Genomic DNA, 17,845 nt, shown 5'->3' on the forward strand with positions numbered 1-17,845 from the left:
TGAGGGTTTTTCTTCTATTTTCTTTTTCACCTTTTTTTTAAATTTATATTGCTTTTGCATATATTAGAACTCGTAAAACAAAGCAATGGAAAATAACACCCTTCAAAAAGACAGTAAAAAAATTGTTAGCACTAATAGTAATGGTGTTTACCCTAAAGTATCTATAGAATTAATTACTGAGATTAACAACATGCTATCATACGCTATTTATAATGGTATTGTTATTAATACTGAAGTGAACTCTTTAATTGAAAGTAAGAATCTGAACGATTTGATAAATGCTCATAACATTCTTGTTAAAAATATTGCTCCTGCAACACCAAAATCGATAGAATACACGAAAGCTCTTCGTGATGAAGGTCAAAATAAATCTATTTTCAGTAAGCTTCCTATAGTTAGGAATCTTATTTTCTTAGCGCTTTTCTTTTTGGTTTTATTCATTGTTACTGCACTTTCTCCTGATGTAAATAATGACTCATTAGATAAAGGCTTAATGAATAACTCTGGATTGCCACTCCTTTTAAACCTCTCTTATTTAGCATCTGTTGCTGGTTTGGGGGTTATTTTTTATTTATTGAAAAGAGTTAGCGATTCTATTAGAGAATCTACCATGGTTTCAGAAGAATCTATTTCTTATTTAGCCCAAATAGTACTTGGTATTATTGCCGGACTTATTATGTCTGAAATTATTTCGTTTTACACCAAAAGCCCTGAAGATATTAACTTGTTTAACAAAGGAGTTTTAGCTCTTATTGGAGGTTTTTCTTCAGAAGCTATTTTTAGTATCCTACAGGGTATTATAGATAGAGTTAAGTCCATTTTTATCATACCAAAAACTAATACAAATTAATTATACTTAAAAACAAAGAGGTTGTTACGTTAAGTGATTATTTATAATAGAGCTTACAGCATACTAACCGAACTTAGCTCAATACTGTAACAACCTCTTTTTAATTATAAACTAACTACACTTATGAAATACTTTTACGTATCTGTTTTTTCTTTTTTTCTTTTTTCCTGTGCCAGTATTCCAAGCTCTACTGTAACATTAACGAAAGAGGTTATTAAAGAGGCAGATAATATGCATCAGCTAAATGTTTCTTTAGTCAACAGACTTTTTGATGAACGAAAAGAAAAAATCAATTTATTTATTGAGAACAAATACACCCCTACTCTACTAAAAAAGTTTGAGGGTTTATTACCTGATTCTTTAGATTATAAAAAGGAATTGCCTAATATTCTAAATAGTATTGTTCCTATTATTAATCGTAAAAAAGACTCTCTTCAAAGTGTATTGGATTTACAAAGGCAAGATATTTTAAACCAACTAAATTCTAATTATAGCGATTATAGTAAAGCTACTACTTCACTTCAAAATTTAATTAATTCTGTTGTAAAGGTAAAAACTACAGAAAGTGATGCTTTATCTGCTATAGATCAACTTACAGGTGACAGAATTAACATAAAAAAAGTTGAAAACACCATTAATCAGAGTATTGATAAAACTGGGAATACTCTAAATAAATTGATAAATATTGAAAAAGTAATTACTGAAAAATAACAATTATGAATTCTATAGATTGGAACAATATAGCTAAAGAGGCTGCTTCACAAACTGATGCTGAGTTTAACAAACAATTAGCTAGTTTAACTAACTTAAAACTTAGTGAAGTGGATACTTTTATTAAGGAAAGTAAAATTACCAATGCTAATGCCATAAAAACACTTAAACTTATTGATGATGCTACTATTAGTAATAACGAAAAAGCCAAAGCTATTTCTAATATCGAAAATGGCTTTGGCTTTGTTATTAGTTTAGTTTCTAAAATTGTATAACTATCTAAAAATTGTATTGTCTTTTATAAATGCTGTTTTATAACGCTCACTAAAGAGAATTTTCTCTTCATTGTCTAATACTATAAGGTTATCTTCAAAGTAAATTTCTTTGATTTTCTTAACGTTTACCAAGTAATTTCTATGCACTTGTCTAAAATCTGGATTAGACAGCATGTCTTTTAGCTTGGTTAACGATAACTTTATTAGATAGTTTCCTGAGTCGCAAATTATACTACAGTATTTTTCTTTTACTTCTACATAATTAATAGCAGCTACATCAACTTTTACTACGCTTCTTTTTTTCTTTATGAATAAAAAAGCTGGACTTATTACACCATTATCTGATGCTAAACTAATACTGTTGTTTTGCTGATAACACGACTCAATTGCCAATTCTAAAGAGAATAACAATTCTAGCTTGTTATATGGCTTTAAAAGATATACTAACGGATTGGTTAATTTTGCTTCATCAAAAATTTCTCTTCCTTGCATACTTGTTAAGAATAAAAAAGGCACATTAATTCCTTCTTTATTCAAACGGTGTGCTAACGAAATTCCGTCTGGTCTTCCGTTTATCATGATGTCTAAAATAATAACATCAAAAAAGCGGTTTCTAATCAGTTTTTCTGCTTCTACCGCATTTTTTGCTAATGATATTTCATAGTCATTATCTTCTAAAAAAGAAGAAAGTTCTAAAGCTTCCTCTCCTGAATCTTCTAGCAATAGTAATTGTAGTCTTTTCATAATTTATGCGCTTGCGTTGGGTAACAAAATTCGTATAGTTGTCCCCACTTCCAACTCACTATCTATGAGTAATTTTCCATTATTCTTTTTAATAAGTGTTTGACACAGTAACATACCTAGCCCTACGCCCTCAGATCTGTTAATTTTGTCAATACTTAAATCTTCTAATCCTTTAATTTTTGCTAGTTTTTCTTCTGAAATTCCAAAACCTGTGTCTTTAATTTCAATTACACTAAATTCTTCAGAGTCGTTATAGGTTTTTATTGCTATTTTACCGTTTTCTCCTGTGTATTTTAGTGCATTATCTAACAAATTTCTCAATACTATTTTTAAGGATTCCTTATCTGCTTTTACCAAAATAGTAGCTTCTAACATGGTTGTTAATGCAATGTTTTTAGCTTCTGCAATTTCTTCAAAGTTATAAACAGCCTGCTCTACCAATGGTTTTAAAGCATATTCTTCTGCTTTAAACGATAACTGATTGTTTTGCTCTAACGACCAATGCAATACATTATTTAATAAATGACTCGTACTTTCTGTTAATGCAATCGCATTGTTAGTCGTTTCACTTACCGCATCATACTCTTTGTTTTTTAACTGTCGTTTTAGCTTTTCGTGTTGTCGCTTAATTGTATTAATTGGTGAACGTAAATCATGAGACACTACAGAAAATAAATAGTCTTTCGTTTTGTTAGCTACGTTTAACTCTTCTTTTTGCTGGGTTATAAACCTATTTTTACTTTTTAACTCTCTATAAAAATAACCTAAAAACCCGAGAAAAACTAATAAACCTGAAGCTCCTATAACCAAACTCTTTTGCACCACTGCTTGACGTTTTAGCTGTTCTTCTTGTAAAACGATTTCTTGTTGCTTTTGAGCTACGGCTAATTGTTTGTCTTTTTCTGTAAGCTCCCAAATTTTATCGCGGTTCCATATAGAATCTTTCCAACGACCGTATTCTATATAATAATCAACACTTTTTTGGTAGTTTTTTCTATTCTTCTCTACAACCGCCATGTTTTTGGCTGTGTATTGTTTAAGCTCTAAATCAGAAAATAATTTTGCTAAGTCATATGCCTCTACAAATAACGGAATTGCATCATCATCTAAGTATTGATTATAATAGACATTTGCTAAATCCATTTTAGTTCTTATAATTGCAGCTGTATCTCTTTGTTCAATCAAAGAAAGTTCTTTTGAAAAGTATTCTTTTGCTTTTGAATATTCTTTTTTATGTAAATAACTTAAGCCTAAATTATGAAATGAAGCTCTTCTAATTTTTAAAACAGAACTCTCATTTTTTTTTGACCATTTTTCATAATGATAAATTGCTTTATCAAATTTTTTAAGGCTTAAATAAACTTGTCCTAACTTTTGTTCCTTTAAACTTTCATACAAGCCATTTTCTGACATGTTCAAAACACTAGATAAAGCTTTCTTATAAAGTTTCTTCTTTGCTGCTGATACTGACTGTATATAATTTACAATATCTTTTTCTTCTTGTCTTAACTCACCAAGTAATGCTCTACCACTATAGGCGTAGCACGAATCAAAATTTCTTTTTTTATAAAACTCGAAAGCTTTAGAAAAAAATTTATTGCTATGGTTTGTACTTAATGTTTCTGCCCTATTAATAAATAAATCTAAATCTTTAATTTTTTCTTGACTTTGAGAAAAAACATTGAAATTGAAAACTATAAAAAGTAGAATACTTAAACAATACTTACTAATCTCCATCAGCAGGCGCAGTCACAGTTCCTCTATCTGTTTCTGGATCATCATTTTCACTACGTACTAAAATCATATCTACAGAAGGAGTTCCTTCATCTAATTGATAGGCAAACTGTACATAATATAAATCGTATTGGCTAGCTACTTCATCGCAATTAAACTCTACTCTAAAGTCTCTACAACTTACAGTATCGTACCCACCATCTTTGTTTAAGATTTTAGTTGGTGTAACTCCATAGTAATTTAAATAAACTTCGTTTCCTTCTAATTGCAATCCACTTGTATTATCTACTGGGTTTAATGTATTGTCTGGTAAGTATGCTAAAACCGTCACGGTGTTAGGAGTTGCACTGTTTCCTGATTCATCTCTAGACATGTTTACTAAAGGACCTGTAGGTACATTATCTGCACTAATATTTGTATCAAATTTTCTAAAGTACTTTAACTCTAATGTAACTCCATTAACGTTTACTGGGTTTCCCATCTTCTATAATTTTTTAATTTGGTTATTTGGCTAAAATTACAATTATAAAAAGAAAAGAAAAAATAGTTTGTTAATAATTTATAGCAGTTATAGAGAAAATTATCTTTAACAAAACTTCTCTTATTTCTACCGATTAAAAAAAGGGAGAAACCGAAGCTTCTCCCTTTATTTTAAATTTTAAACTGTAATGTTACGTACCAATTTCTCGGAGCGGATGGTATAATACCTGGTCCAGGGTATCCTGTTGCTCTACGTGTAAAGTATTTTTCGTCTAACAGATTATTTACTCCTGCTTCTAACTTGAAAATTTTGTATTTGTAAGAAACTGAGAAATCTAATACTCCATAAGCAGGAATTTCTCCTACTACTCCACTTATTTTAGCTATACTTGAATTTGAATCTGCTATAACAGCATTCGATGCATCAGAAAATTGTTGTGTTAGGTAAGTATATTGTAAGCTTGATAATAAGTTTTTATATCCAAACTTAACACCAGTTTTAAAGTTAAATTCTGGTACAAATTCTACTTTATTACCTACAATTCCATTTGCTATTGAAGAGGTATACTCTGAGTTTGTATATGATGTATTTACGAAGTAATTAAAGTTATAATCGCTATTTATATCAAACATCTTTTTTATATTCAAATCAAAAAGACTCTCTATACCAAGAATCCTTGCATCTCCAATATTATCTCTTTCTGGTTTACCATCTGGTCTTGTATAAATACCTATTCTGTCATTGTAAAAAAGTCCAAAAACACTTACATCATATGATACTACTTTGTTAAAATCTCCCCTTACTCCTATATCGGCTGTAAATCCTCTTTCATCTGTAATATCTTCTGCTATTGCAAAAGCAGGATTCGCGGTACTTATATCTGCAAAGGTTACTGAACGATAGTTTTGTGAAACATTCCCATAAAATTCTATTGAGGTGTTAGGCTTATAACTAGTTCCTACTCCTAATAATAAAAAAGTACGTTCTTTTGTTTCTTCCTCGTCTCTTTCATTTCTATTGATAACATTCCCTGCTGCATCGGTGGTAATATCTGTTATGAATTCTTCTCTTTCGGTTTTTATATGTTCTAAACGAAAACCTGGAGTTATTGACCATTGATCATTTAAATAGAAAATATTTTCTCCAAACAATGCGATATTTAAATTAGGAAATGTACTGTTTGATTGTCTTGGGTAGTTTGGATACTCTTCTGAATAAATTTTAAAGTCAGCATCTGATAATTCAGATCCCGGGCCTTGCGCTGATGTGTTGTTTGCTTTATAAAACTTACTTCCTATTAAAAAAGTAGCTTTTTTATTGAATAACTCATATTCTGATAATAACCTAGCTTCAAATCCGAAGTTATTAAAATCTCCCTTTATAACTTGTCTTTCTCTACCAGGATCTTCATCACTAACTCTATTAGTTCTATACCCTACGGCATCTCTAGAAGCATTTAAACCAAAGAAATTAAATGTGAAATTTGTTTTATCTGAAAAACGATGTGCTAACTTAAGATTGTACAAAAACCAATCTACTTGAAACCAATTACGTTCTCTATTACTCTGAAAAGGGTTTTCTACAAACATTGCATCAGTTAATCCACCTGCTTGTTGAGCTACATATTTCAAATATGTAATTTCTGCTTCTAGCTTTGTTCTGTCTGAGATCTCATATCCTAAATGTGCAAAGGCATTTTTTGAATCGAATTCTGAATTCGAACGGAAACCATCTCCTTGCTTGTAATTGTAATATCCGTAATAGCTAAATTTACCTTTGGTTCCTCCCACACTTGTAAAGTTGGTAAATAAATTATTACTTCCTAAAGTATTTCTTGTAATGATTTCTAATGGTTTGTTAGGGTTCGGTTTCTTCATTATAAAGTTTACTAGCCCTCCAAACTGAGTTCCATATTGTAACGAAGCTGCTCCTCTTACAATTTGAATTTCATTCAATGCTTCTGCCGGTGGTGTATAATAACTTTCTGGGTACCCTAACACATCTGCACTAATATCGTATCCGTTTTGGCGTGTATTAAAATTAGAGGTTCTGTTTGGATCTAATCCTCTACCACCAATATTTAACTGTAAACCTGCATCATCATTCTGAAAAATATTTAATCCTGCTACTTGACTGTATAACTGACGTGCGTTATTAGAAGCTAATGCTGCTGTAGATTGATTTACTAAAACAACTTCGGTCTTTTTTCCGGCAAAAATGGCTGTTTCTTCTACATCTTTTAAGCGTTTTAACTCAAATACTTTTCTTCGTTGTGTTTTGATTTGTATTTCTGATAACTCTTCTGAAAAAGAGTTTAATTGAACGTTTAATACAACGTCTTTTACAACTGTAATTTTAAGCTCTTTTAATTGGTACTCTTCAACATAAAATAACAATTCTAATTGTTCTTTTTCTGTTGAAAATTGATAAAATCCTTTACTGTTAGTCTCTGCTAACAATCTACCTGTTTTATTATATACTTTTACATTTTGCAACTTCGTATGCATTTCAGAAGTTACCACACCTGAAACTTTGTTTTGAGCAAAAGTTGAGGCAGTAAAGAATAATACACATATTAACTTTAGTATATTCTGAGCTAATTTTGTGTGTTTGAACATATGTTTATAGTCCATAAATTTTAATTTTATCATTAAAAGGTAATATCCAATCTTTATGTTTAAAGCTTTCTTTTTGTTTATATAAATCTATGTTAGGGTTTATATATGGTTGACTTAATCGTCCGTTTAATGCTACAAAACTCTCCACGTAGACTTCTATATTTTTATGACCGTCTTTTTTAAAGTGATCTCCTAAATAATGGGCGTATTCTAAAATAAAATCAGGCTGAAAGCTCATTTGCTTTTCTTGAAAAGAGGTTAAAAAATCAGTATTGTTTACATAAAAAAACTTCCCTGTTTCCCCATCAACAATTTTAAAGTTTGCATAACCTGCTTTCTCCATTAACATAACTCGCCACGAAAAACGAAAACCTTCTTCTGTCCAGAATAATTCTCCTGGATACAATAAGTAACGCCATGGCAATAGAATTTGAAGTATAAAAAGAGTTCCTAAGATTGATAAGATGACTTTCTTTTTAAGTTTTGGATATGTATATTCTTTAACTTGTTGAACTGTTTCTGATGAAATTGAGAACACTCGTTTTATATATTGAATAATTTTTTCATGTAAAGAGGCATCGAAAAAAATGAGTGTCGCAACAATCATTATAAAAGGAAACATACCTATAGGAAATAAAACCCTAGTAAATACATGAAAAAACACAACCAACCCGAAAGCTAACAAACGTGTTCTTTTATACAATAATAAAAAAGGAATTGATAAATCATACAAAGCTCCACACCAACTCATTGTGTAGTGAAACCATTCTTGTTGCATTAAATTATTTCCTATAAATGGTAAATCATATTTTGATGGTAACCATATTTTTAGGGGTTGTGCTCTAAATAACCAATCGGAATTTAATTTTGCTAAACCTGCATAAAAGTATACAATTCCTAAAAGCAATTTTACACTATCTATTGTCCATTTTGGCACATTTGTATATTCTCTTTTTCTTAGGTAAGCATCTAAAGAAAAACGAGCGTTTGCGGGTAAAAAGATTAGTACAAAACTTAGGATGCTTATAAAGTAGTAATGGTTTAAATAGGTTGTTTTATCCATTAACTCTATATAGGTAAAGCTTAGAAAGAATGTTATAATGGCGAATCTATATTTAAACCCTAAAGCCACCAATGCTGCTGATAAACCACTAATTATAAATAGTAAATATGTATAATTTCCAATAGGTTTTACCCATTCAAAACCGTAATATGAAAAGTGAAATGTAGGTTGTAAATATAGTTTTTCTATCCAGCCATGATACCAAAATCGTAGGATACCAAAAAGCATCATAACCCCAAAAAAAACACGAAAAACAGCCAAAGGGGCTGAATTTATTTGCTTTGAAAGGTAATTTTTAGAAATCATTTTTATGATATGCTTCACCTACAAAAAGTATGACTAAATAGTTATTTTAATAAAAGCTGCCTATTTTCATAGACAGCTTTGTTATTTTGTTTTCAATGATTAATCTCCGTCGGCATCAACATAATCTACACTAACATTAAAAGCCTGTAGCATATCTACTTTTAAATACACTACTACTTTTTGTAGCTCATCAAATGATTTTGTCATTTGAGTATTATCTGTGTTTATTTGTTGATAGAAATCATCGTTTAATGTATCTACTTGTGTTTCAGCTGTATTAAACTGTGTGTTTATTAAGTTTACTAAATCACCTCTTTTTAAGTACTCTAAATAACTTTTAAAACTAATTCCAGAACCCGCTGCGTTAAAGTTATTTCCGTTGAAAAAATCTTGAACAGCATTTAATGCTTCTAATGCTAATGCTTTTGATGCTACTCGATTGTAATATGCTTCAACTTTTTCTGGTAATGGTGTTGATGAAAAGTTTCCTGCTGGAATTCCAAACTTATTAGCTCTTAATCCTTTTTCGTAATAAAAAATAAAATCATTAACCAATTTATTTAATGATGAGCTAGCTGTATTTCCTGTAGATGCTACAAACTGATCTTTATAACTTCCTTTCCAATCGTTTAGAATTGTAGTTGTTAATCCGCTCATTTGAGCAATCACATCAGTTATATACTTTTTGTAATTAGCTGCATTTGCATCCGTTGTGTATTTTTCTAAAATAGCAGTATCATTTGCTGCTACACCGTACAATAAATAATCTAACGCTGGAAAACCTTGTGCGTCATGGTTGTTAGAACTATTTAAATCGTATGTTCCGTTACTTATATTACTTTCTACATCTATAACCGTAAGCGGATAAATATTAAAAAAGTTTACGAAACCTAATTCTTCGGCCTTACCTATATTAAACATTTCCACGTGTTGCCATGCTTTGTAAGCATTTAACCAAGCTGTACGTACTTCTGCTAAAGTTGTTGCATTTGGAGTATCAGTAAAAGAAGTTGCTTTTGTTTCTAACGTAGTTAACTGGCTATCAAACGCTTCAAAAGAAGGTATAATTATATTATCTGCTAAATGTGTTAGCATTGCTCCTCTATCAAAGCCATCTGATGTTGTTGGGTTATCTGAACTATCTGAACTACAAGCATAAACTACAACTGCAAGTAATAGGAAAGGTAAAAACTTTTTAATCATTTTTATTTCTATTTATTCTAAATAAAACTTTTGCAAATATAAAAAGTAGCTATGAAATCATAACTACTTTTTATAAGAATTCTTAAATTATTTGCTTGTTAGCTCCCTGCTTCTGTTACGGTGAAGTTAAATTTAGCAGCGATAGTTTCAGAAACAGTATCTAATGTTGTTGGTGTAGTATCTTCCCATAAACCATTTCCTGTTCCTAATAAGTCTTCTAATAAACCTTCTACTTCTGTTTTGGTAAAGTATGCTTCTGTAGCATTATTTTTACGAGTAAATTGTAAACTGTAAACAAATCCTAAACCTTCTGAAATAGCATGAAATGCTGCTGCCTTATCGGTCGCCCATAAATTTTTACCTTGTTGTAAGTAATATACTCCTCTAATTGCAATTACATTTGAAATTTTTTCACGAATAATTTCTGCTTGCTCATTACGAACATCATAATTTTTAGCAACAATAGCTGCTCTTCCTAACTTAAATGCATTGTAAATATCATCTGCTATACCAGCAAAATCAGCGTCACCATTTACTTTTGATAAATATTCGTTTAAAAACTTATCAGCTTCTAATACTGGTTCAGCTGGGTTAGCTTCGTTACCATATAAGTAACCGTAAGCCTCATCCCACTTATGCTCCATTGTTGTATAACTTTTTCCTTCCTCAACAACATCATTATCGTTGTTAGTAATATTATTTCCTGCATCTAATACAGCTGTACCTAAGTAGTTGTTTAACATTTGATCAACCATTAAACCTCCGATTAATGATTTTGCAAAAATTTGATTCAGCTCAACTCCTTTTCCGTTTATGTATCTAATAGAACCTCCTCCATTTTGTTGAAGTTTACCTGCTGTTCCTGCTACTGCGTCAACATCCCTGTTTGGAAATACATCATCTACTTGCTCTTTTATCCAAGCATCAAATTGAGCTTTAATTGCATTAGCTTCTGTTGTATTTGCAGAAAAGAAATCGGTTGAAGCTGCTGTTTTACTACGTACATTTTTACCTGAAGCGTTTAATGTTGCATCGGTAAAGTCTGCATCTCCTTCAGCATGTGCAAACATGTTATCTAAATCAGCTTCAGTTTTTACAGTATTTTTTAATGCTGTAATTAATTCAGTAGCCATTTTAATTCGAGTCGTTTGACCTGAAAAACTTACTGAGGATTCATTATTTCTTTCAAACTTGTAAGTTGCTGGTGCTTTTACTGAATTTACTGGCTCGTCATCACTCGAACAAGAAGTAAACACTAAAGCTGATACAGCTATCATAGAAAGGATTACTCTTTTCATCTTATTTAGATTAAGTTTTAATTAATTTTATTTGGCAAATTTATATAAGAAATCCAACCTCACAAATCTTATTAAGACTTATTTTAAATAAATTTTAACACTTCTAATTATATCACTAATAAACAAGACTTTAAAACTATTTTAGCTTAAGGAAATTAACAACTGCTTTACGTATATCATATGCTACTTCTTCTTTTTTTGGCGTATAAATACTTAAAACCCCTTTACTTTTACTTGAAAGCATCGGAATATCAAGTCCTCTTAATAAATAATCTGAAAAAGCAACTGTATAAGTTTGGTTTTCTTGAAGTTTACCATTCTTAAGTATCCATTCCCCATTATGTTTATTAGCATTAAATCTTTGTAAATAGGCTCCTGTTCCTGAAGATTCTACACCAAAATCTAACACCTTCTTTAATAAGCTTCCTTTAATTTCAACTTTTAAAATCTCTCCTCCATATGGTAATACTCTAAAAATATCAACAGCATTTATATCTCCTGATAATTTATCATCTATTCGTACAGACCCTCCATTTACCAAGGCACAGTCTACTTCATTATTATAAGCTAAGCTCATTGATTCTGCAATAATTTTACCCATATTGGTTTGTACAACTCTAATTGTACTTTCTCTTGCATCTAAAGGTTCAGCTGCCTTGTATATTACTTCATAAGGATTCGATACTACTTCTTGAATTTTATCTTCTAAGACTGCTTGCCATTTATCTACAACTTCTTTTACACTCGTATCAAAAGGGATTGATTTATTAATTTCTTTTAACTCAGATTTAAAGTTAACTTTTTTGGTTTTTGGGTTATATTCAAACCTATGAATATAGGCTGTTTTTGCGTTAGCATCTGCTTTTGTAATTGTAACCTCTCCTACTTTTGTGTAACTATTTGTGTGTTCGTGCCCTCCCATAATTAATGGCACATTTGGTAAAAGTTTTGCTATTTCTTTATCCTGTTTAAGTGATGCATGAGTTAACCCTAGTACGATGTCAACTTTATCTTTTATTTCGTTATAAGAACGTTTTATTTCTTTATACATATCTCCATAATACACGTAACTTTTGGGGTTTGATGGAATACAAACACTTATAAACCCTACTTTTAAAGTAGTTCCATCTGAATTCTTAAATTCTTTAATGAAAAAATCCTTTAACGTTTCTTTTTTTCCATCAACGATTTTATGAAAATAAGAGTGTTTACCATCAACATTATGTAATACATTGGCTGATATCCAATCAAACTTACTCTCATTCAAACGATCTTGTAAATGTGTAAAACTTAAATCGAATTCGTGGTTTCCAAATGCAACAAGGTCAAAGTTCATAGTATTCATTACTTCTACCATTTGTTTCCCTCTTACTCGTTCACCATTATACTTCATTGTTCCTAGTAAAGATGGTGATAAAAAATCTCCTGCTAATACTAGCATGGTGTTTTTATCTTCTTTTAAAAGTTGTTTGTGAACTGTTTCTACTCTTGCCATTCCTCCATACATTCCTCCTTGAATTGGAGCTATTTCATATACATCATTTAACTGTAATATTGTGAAATAGATTTTATCAGTATCTTTTTTAAACTGATACGTTGTCTCTGATGTAGTTGTATTTATTTTCTTTTGAGGAGAACCACAACTAACTAAAGTGTAAGTTATTAAAAGTAGTAATAGGGTTTTAAATTGCTTCATTTGGCTTTTTTTATAAGAAAACCAAATTTACGAATTCTAATGAAGATATTGACGAGTGTTTTGTCTTATCATTTTTCTATATTCTACCAATTCTGGAAATTGATAAAAAAAGTTTATTTTTTTATGTGCTATAGTTCTAGGTTTTTTAATCTTAGGTCTTAACACAAAGGCTGTCCAGCTTTCAACAATATCTTCTTCTGGACTTTCAGCTGCGTAATCTGTAAGAAACTCTGTTCTATTATTTAAATATAAATCATACAGTTTTTCTACACAGTTTGCTTCTGTATAACAATATTTTCTTTGAATAACATCCCAACGATTTAATAATGCTCCTTTCCAAAATATGTTAACAAACCTATTTATATAACTGTTTTTATAGGCTTCTCCTTCAAGAGTTAAATATAACTCTCCTTCTTCTTGTTGCCTCTTATCTGTTGGTCTTATCTGAGTTCTATTTAGTGTTAGTAAATGTCCAAACTCATGTACTAAAGTATATACTGACTCGTGTAACCTTCTTTTATCTTTAGTTTCAAAATTAACATCTCTAATGTCTATTTCTAACTGCCATTTATCGTTTTTTGAACTCAATGCAACTAAAGCACCCGTTTTTTCATCTACCCCATCCGTCATTAAAACGATACGTTTTATATATTTCTGAGTGAGTTCTTTTGGGAATATCCTGTTAAATTCTCCCCAATAATAAGCAGCTAAATCATCACTTACTGTTTGATTTTTAATCACTTTACTACCTTTCACATCCCACACCCCTATTCTTTCACTATCTGTAGATTGTGAAAAAACTGAGAAAAAGAAAAAAAGAAAAATAATATTTAGTTTCATAATCTTTTAAAAAACTTCTAGTGCTTTATTATAAGCACTTTCAAAACTCATTGGTTTAATATTAGTTGCTACTTTATTTGCTGTAAAATAAGACAATAACTTTTCAGTTGGCATATTACCTGTTAACTCATCTTTAGCCATTGGACAACCTCCATAACCTTTAATAGCTCCATCAAAACGTCGGCAACCTGCTTTAAAAGCACTGTCAACTTTTTCATGCCATTTAGTTGGTGTTGTATGTAAATGAGCTCCAAATTCTATTTGAGGATAACTAGGTATTAAGTTTGAAAACAAGTAGTCTATATCTTCAGGTGTTGAGCTCCCAATTGTGTCTGACAAAGATAAGATTTTAACACCAAACGACGAAAGTTTTTCTGTCCATTCTCCTACTATTTCAACACTCCAAGGGTCTCCATAAGGGTTTCCAAACCCCATTGATAAATAAGCTACTACCTCTTTATTTGTTCGGTTTGCTATTGCTAATACCTCTCTTAAAGTATCTATAGATTGATCTATTGTTTTATGCGTATTACGCATTTGAAAATTTTCTGATATCGAAAAAGGATATCCTAAATAATCAATTTCTTCAAACTGTGAAGCATCATTTGCTCCTCGCACATTTGCTACAATTGCTAAAAGTTTGCTTGTAGTAGTAGATAAATCTAACTTCGATAAAACTTCAGCTGTATCTCTCATTTGCGGAATTGCCTTTGGTGACACAAAACTTCCAAAATCAATCGTATCAAATCCCACTTTTAACAGTGAATTGATGTATTTAGCCTTCGTCTCTGTGGGAATAAAATGGCTTTTAATTCCTTGCATTGCATCCCTTGGACATTCAATAATTTTAACACTGTTAACCATTGTGTCAAATATACATATTTTGATTCATTTTTTTTACTTAGCATTGCTCACTCAACTTTAACAAAAAAACAAACACACAACCATTTAATTATCAATAAAATACAATAAATAAAAGATTGAATTATGAAAAATATTTATTTTTAATGATATAAACTGTCACAATTTAAAAGTTAAATTGTCTCTAATATAGAATGATTTCATTGGAGTCGCAACAAACACATATCAACCAACTAATCGAACGCTGTAAAAAGAACGATAACTCTGCTCAAATGCAGGTTTATCAGGGCTATTACAAAGCTATGTATAACACATCGTATCGTATATTAAAAGACGAGTTCGAAGCAGAAGATTTAATTCAAGAAGCATTTTTAACTGCTTTTACGAAATTAGATACTTTTAAAGGTGAAGTTACTTTTGGTGCGTGGTTAAAAAGAATTGTAATTAATAAAAGTTTAACCCAGTTAAAAAAAGTTACTCGATATGATGAAGTAAGGATGGATGTGATTCCTAGCTATGAAGTTGAAGATATAGAAATAGATTATAGCTCACTTGAAGTTAAAAGAGTTATAAACTGTTTACAGAGCTTAAAGGATAATTACAGAATTGTATTGACTTTAAACCTAATTGAAGGCTATGATTATGAGGAAATCGCTCAAATACTAAACTATACTAATGAAAATGTACGTACAACGGTATCTAGAGCAAAAAAGAAGTTAAAACAGGTATTAGCAAGTAATACTAATAAAACAGAAGTATATGGAGGATAAACTGCATCAATTTTTTAAAGAAAATGACTTTGATGTTTTTGAGCCTCATCAAGGGCATTTAAATCGCTTTCAACGAAAACTAGAAACACCGAAAAGAGCTAAAAGACCATCTTATTTTTGGATGAGTATTGCAGCATCTGTGGTATTAGTTTTAGGTTTTTATCTAGGTAGTTATCAGCAAAAAAACACCTACGATTTAGCTGATATTTCGCCTAAAATGGCTGAAGCTCAAAACTTTTTTGTAACAACTATAAATCAAGAGTTAAAAGAGGTTGAACAATATAGAAATTTAGAAACTGAAACGGTTATTGAAGATTCTTTAAACGAAATTGAAGAACTAGAGGACCAATATAAAACCCTTGTAAAAGAATTATCTAAAAGAGAAAATAAACATCAAATTATCAGAGAAATGATACAAAATTATCAACAAAGATTAGATGTGTTAGAAAAGCTTCTTTTACGATTAGAATTACAACAAAACCCCGCTAAAATAGAAATATTAGAAGATGAAATTATATAAATTATTTTTCCTACTACTATTCATTCCTACTCTTTTAGTAGCGAATGATAAAAAACACGAAAAAAGCAAAAACATACGTAAAACTTTTGCTGTTAACAAAAACGCTACCTTATATATTAACAATAAATATGGTAATGTAAACGTGACTACTTGGAACGAAAACAGAATAGAGATTAATGTAAAAATAACTGTAAAAGGTAATGATTTGTCTAACGTTGAACGTAAATTAAAAGCGATTGATGTTCGATTTGAGTCTACTCCTAGTTTAGTAGAAGCTAGAACTATTATTGAAAAAACAAAATCTAGCTGGTCTTGGTGGGGTAGCAATAACACAAACTATAAGATTAATTACTTTGTTAAAATGCCAGTTACCAATAATGCCGATTTAAACAATAAGTACGGAAATATTGAATTAGACAAACTAGAAGGTAAATCCAATATTAATTGTGATTATGGTAAAATACAAATTGACCAATTACTAAATGAAACTAATAACATTAATTTAGATTACTGTGGTACTTCTGAAATTAATTTTATGAAATCAGGAAACCTAAGTGTTGATTACTCTAAACTAACTATTATAAAGTCAGAAAACTTAAAAGTAAATGCCGACTATTCTACCATGAAAATAGGTACAGCAAACAATGTTGACTTTAATAGTGATTACGGAAGTATTTCTGTAGATGATGCCTCAAATATTAATGGTAATTCTGATTATGCTAGTATAAAAATTGGAACTCTTAGAAAAAACTTAAAAATTGATACTGATTATGGTGGTGTCAGAGTTAGAAATATTGAAAAAGGTTTTGAAAGCATTGTTATTGATGGAAGTTATGCCGGTATTAAACTTGGTACTAGTAGTAATAACAACTTTAATTTTACTATTGATCTAGGTTATGCCGGGTTTGGATATCCTGATAACCATGTAAAAATGTTTAAAAGCATTAGTAAATCTTCTAAAAAGTATTACGAAGGAACTTTTGGTAAAGACAACTCTAACTCTTCTATTACTATAAAATCTAGATACGGAGGCGTTTCTTTAAAATTAAATGATTAACCAACAACTTACAAATTATACTACAATGAAAAAATTAGCAATCTTATTATTAACACTTTCTTTTAGCTTTCAAACACAAGCACAAAGCTGGTGGAGTTCTAAAAAAGTTAAAGGTAATGGAAAGGTTATTACAGAAACTAGAAAGATTAGCTCTTTTGACAAAGTGAACGTTGGAGGTTCCTTTGATGTTTATTTAATTGACGGAACTGAAGATAAAATAACTTTAGAAGGAGAAGAAAATATTTTAAAATATATTGAAACAGAGGTTAAAAAAGGAAAGTTAAATATTAACTTTAAAGAAAACACCAATATTAAAACCACTAAAAAATTAATAGTTACTGTTCCTTTTGAAAATATTGAATCGGTTGCTTTAGGAGGTTCAGGAAATGTAATTGCCAAAAAACGCATAAAAGCTGATGAAGCTTCTTTTGCTTTAGGTGGTTCAGGAAATATCGTTGCTAGTGTTGACGCTAATACTGTTAAAGCATCTATAGGTGGTTCTGGAAATATTAAGCTTAAAGGAAAAACTGATAACTTAAAATGTGCTATTGGTGGCTCTGGAAATGTAAAAGGTTACGATTTAAAAACCAATTCTTTAAAAGCTAGCATTGCTGGTTCTGGTGATGTGTTAGCTACTGTTAGTAATAAAATAAAAGCTACAGTAGTGGGTTCTGGAAGTGTATATTACAAAGGAAAACCTTCACAAATAGATAGTAACTCTTTAGGTTCTGGAGATGTTATTGACAGAAATTAAAATTAAATAACCGCAATAAAAAAATCCGCTGTAAGTTTACAGCGGATTTTTTATTTATCTAGAT

Annotated in this window: 17 protein-coding genes; 7 read left to right on the top strand and 10 right to left on the bottom strand. The window is 30.3% G+C overall.

All coding sequences use genetic code 11. The annotated features are described in order from the left end of the window. Nucleotides 1-85: 85 nt before the first annotated feature. The 3 genes from LCI24_RS14530 (at nt 86) to LCI24_RS14540 (ending at nt 1,836) form a co-directional block, all read left to right on the top strand. Complete coding sequence (locus LCI24_RS14530) at nt 86-850, top strand: hypothetical protein (RefSeq protein ID WP_273694414.1); 765 nt, start codon at nt 86-88, stop codon at nt 848-850. Nucleotides 851-973: 123 nt separating this feature from the next. Continuing rightward, nucleotides 974-1,561 carry a hypothetical protein gene (locus LCI24_RS14535; RefSeq protein ID WP_124589903.1) on the top strand — a complete coding sequence of 196 codons (588 nt, stop codon included), beginning with the start codon at nt 974-976 and terminating at the stop codon, nt 1,559-1,561. A gap of 5 nt (nt 1,562-1,566) precedes the next feature. Continuing rightward, the gene (locus LCI24_RS14540; RefSeq protein ID WP_274641026.1) at nt 1,567-1,836 is read left to right on the top strand and encodes a hypothetical protein; all 270 of its coding nucleotides are present in this window, start codon (nt 1,567-1,569) and stop codon (nt 1,834-1,836) included. Here LCI24_RS14540 and LCI24_RS14545 read toward each other — a convergent pair whose 3' ends face one another. From LCI24_RS14545 to LCI24_RS14590, 10 genes are all read right to left on the bottom strand, one after another. Continuing rightward, nucleotides 1,837-2,580: a LytR/AlgR family response regulator transcription factor gene (locus tag LCI24_RS14545; protein WP_274641027.1), complete on the bottom strand. Its 744-nt coding sequence runs from the start codon at nt 2,578-2,580 to the stop codon at nt 1,837-1,839. Between the two features lie 3 nt (nt 2,581-2,583). Further along, entirely contained in the window at nt 2,584-4,317 is a 1,734-nt protein-coding gene (locus tag LCI24_RS14550; protein WP_274641028.1) for a tetratricopeptide repeat-containing sensor histidine kinase, read from the bottom strand. Further along, nucleotides 4,307-4,795, bottom strand: coding sequence for a hypothetical protein (locus LCI24_RS14555; protein WP_274641029.1), 489 nt, complete (start codon nt 4,793-4,795; stop codon nt 4,307-4,309). The genes LCI24_RS14550 and LCI24_RS14555 overlap by 11 nt, the downstream gene beginning before the upstream one ends. 170 nt (nt 4,796-4,965) lie before the next feature. Further along, nucleotides 4,966-7,428, bottom strand: coding sequence for a TonB-dependent receptor family protein (locus LCI24_RS14560; protein ID WP_274641030.1), 2,463 nt, complete (start codon nt 7,426-7,428; stop codon nt 4,966-4,968). After that, the gene (locus LCI24_RS14565; protein ID WP_274641074.1) at nt 7,418-8,782 is read right to left on the bottom strand and encodes an HTTM domain-containing protein; all 1,365 of its coding nucleotides are present in this window, start codon (nt 8,780-8,782) and stop codon (nt 7,418-7,420) included. Before LCI24_RS14565 ends, LCI24_RS14560 begins: the two co-directional genes overlap by 11 nt. A 99-nt stretch (nt 8,783-8,881) precedes the next feature. Further along, nucleotides 8,882-9,985, bottom strand: a complete 1,104-nt coding sequence (locus LCI24_RS14570; protein ID WP_274641031.1) for an imelysin family protein — start codon at nt 9,983-9,985, stop codon at nt 8,882-8,884. 98 nt (nt 9,986-10,083) lie between these two features. After that, the gene (locus LCI24_RS14575) at nt 10,084-11,283 is read right to left on the bottom strand and encodes a DUF4856 domain-containing protein (RefSeq protein WP_274641032.1); all 1,200 of its coding nucleotides are present in this window, start codon (nt 11,281-11,283) and stop codon (nt 10,084-10,086) included. 136 nt (nt 11,284-11,419) lie between these two features. After that, nucleotides 11,420-12,979 (bottom strand): bifunctional metallophosphatase/5'-nucleotidase, encoded by a 1,560-nt coding sequence (locus tag LCI24_RS14580; RefSeq protein ID WP_274641033.1) that lies wholly within the window; start codon nt 12,977-12,979, stop codon nt 11,420-11,422. Between the two features lie 36 nt (nt 12,980-13,015). Beyond that, a complete protein-coding gene (locus tag LCI24_RS14585) occupies nt 13,016-13,819 on the bottom strand; it encodes a hypothetical protein (RefSeq protein WP_274641034.1) in 804 nt (267 codons plus the stop codon). A 6-nt stretch (nt 13,820-13,825) separates the two neighbouring features. Then, nucleotides 13,826-14,683, bottom strand: coding sequence for a hydroxymethylglutaryl-CoA lyase (locus tag LCI24_RS14590; RefSeq protein ID WP_274641035.1), 858 nt, complete (start codon nt 14,681-14,683; stop codon nt 13,826-13,828). A gap of 191 nt (nt 14,684-14,874) precedes the next feature. Between LCI24_RS14590 and LCI24_RS14595 the strand changes: the two genes are divergently transcribed. The 4 genes from LCI24_RS14595 to LCI24_RS14610 are packed head-to-tail and all read left to right on the top strand — an operon-like array spanning nt 14,875 to nt 17,781. Then, complete coding sequence (locus LCI24_RS14595; RefSeq protein WP_274641036.1) at nt 14,875-15,450, top strand: RNA polymerase sigma factor; 576 nt, start codon at nt 14,875-14,877, stop codon at nt 15,448-15,450. Beyond that, nucleotides 15,440-15,970, top strand: coding sequence for a hypothetical protein (locus LCI24_RS14600; protein WP_274641037.1), 531 nt, complete (start codon nt 15,440-15,442; stop codon nt 15,968-15,970). The genes LCI24_RS14595 and LCI24_RS14600 overlap by 11 nt, the downstream gene beginning before the upstream one ends. Next, nucleotides 15,957-17,027, top strand: coding sequence for a hypothetical protein (locus tag LCI24_RS14605; protein ID WP_121147405.1), 1,071 nt, complete (start codon nt 15,957-15,959; stop codon nt 17,025-17,027). The genes LCI24_RS14600 and LCI24_RS14605 overlap by 14 nt, the downstream gene beginning before the upstream one ends. 25 nt (nt 17,028-17,052) lie before the next feature. Further along, on the top strand, nt 17,053-17,781 hold the full coding sequence (locus tag LCI24_RS14610) for a head GIN domain-containing protein (RefSeq protein ID WP_274641038.1): 729 nt from the start codon (nt 17,053-17,055) through the stop codon (nt 17,779-17,781). Nucleotides 17,782-17,845 lie beyond the last annotated feature (64 nt).

Source organism: Tenacibaculum larymnensis (assembly GCF_028829235.1).
Classification (GTDB): domain Bacteria; phylum Bacteroidota; class Bacteroidia; order Flavobacteriales; family Flavobacteriaceae; genus Polaribacter; species Polaribacter larymnensis.

Excerpts from the sequence above, each read along its gene's own strand:
- LCI24_RS14530 (WP_273694414.1), top strand. The coding sequence starts at position 86 with ATGGAAAATAACACCCTTCAAAAAGACAGTAAAAAAATTGTTAGCACT.
- LCI24_RS14535 (WP_124589903.1), top strand. The coding sequence starts at position 974 with ATGAAATACTTTTACGTATCTGTTTTTTCTTTTTTTCTTTTTTCCTGT.
- LCI24_RS14540 (WP_274641026.1), top strand. The coding sequence starts at position 1,567 with ATGAATTCTATAGATTGGAACAATATAGCTAAAGAGGCTGCTTCACAA.
- LCI24_RS14545 (WP_274641027.1), bottom strand. The coding sequence starts at position 2,580 with ATGAAAAGACTACAATTACTATTGCTAGAAGATTCAGGAGAGGAAGCT.
- LCI24_RS14550 (WP_274641028.1), bottom strand. The coding sequence starts at position 4,317 with ATGGAGATTAGTAAGTATTGTTTAAGTATTCTACTTTTTATAGTTTTC.
- LCI24_RS14555 (WP_274641029.1), bottom strand. The coding sequence starts at position 4,795 with ATGGGAAACCCAGTAAACGTTAATGGAGTTACATTAGAGTTAAAGTAC.
- LCI24_RS14560 (WP_274641030.1), bottom strand. The coding sequence starts at position 7,428 with ATGGACTATAAACATATGTTCAAACACACAAAATTAGCTCAGAATATA.
- LCI24_RS14565 (WP_274641074.1), bottom strand. The coding sequence starts at position 8,782 with ATGATTTCTAAAAATTACCTTTCAAAGCAAATAAATTCAGCCCCTTTG.
- LCI24_RS14570 (WP_274641031.1), bottom strand. The coding sequence starts at position 9,985 with ATGATTAAAAAGTTTTTACCTTTCCTATTACTTGCAGTTGTAGTTTAT.
- LCI24_RS14575 (WP_274641032.1), bottom strand. The coding sequence starts at position 11,283 with ATGAAAAGAGTAATCCTTTCTATGATAGCTGTATCAGCTTTAGTGTTT.
- LCI24_RS14580 (WP_274641033.1), bottom strand. The coding sequence starts at position 12,979 with ATGAAGCAATTTAAAACCCTATTACTACTTTTAATAACTTACACTTTA.
- LCI24_RS14585 (WP_274641034.1), bottom strand. The coding sequence starts at position 13,819 with ATGAAACTAAATATTATTTTTCTTTTTTTCTTTTTCTCAGTTTTTTCA.
- LCI24_RS14590 (WP_274641035.1), bottom strand. The coding sequence starts at position 14,683 with ATGGTTAACAGTGTTAAAATTATTGAATGTCCAAGGGATGCAATGCAA.
- LCI24_RS14595 (WP_274641036.1), top strand. The coding sequence starts at position 14,875 with ATGATTTCATTGGAGTCGCAACAAACACATATCAACCAACTAATCGAA.
- LCI24_RS14600 (WP_274641037.1), top strand. The coding sequence starts at position 15,440 with ATGGAGGATAAACTGCATCAATTTTTTAAAGAAAATGACTTTGATGTT.
- LCI24_RS14605 (WP_121147405.1), top strand. The coding sequence starts at position 15,957 with ATGAAATTATATAAATTATTTTTCCTACTACTATTCATTCCTACTCTT.
- LCI24_RS14610 (WP_274641038.1), top strand. The coding sequence starts at position 17,053 with ATGAAAAAATTAGCAATCTTATTATTAACACTTTCTTTTAGCTTTCAA.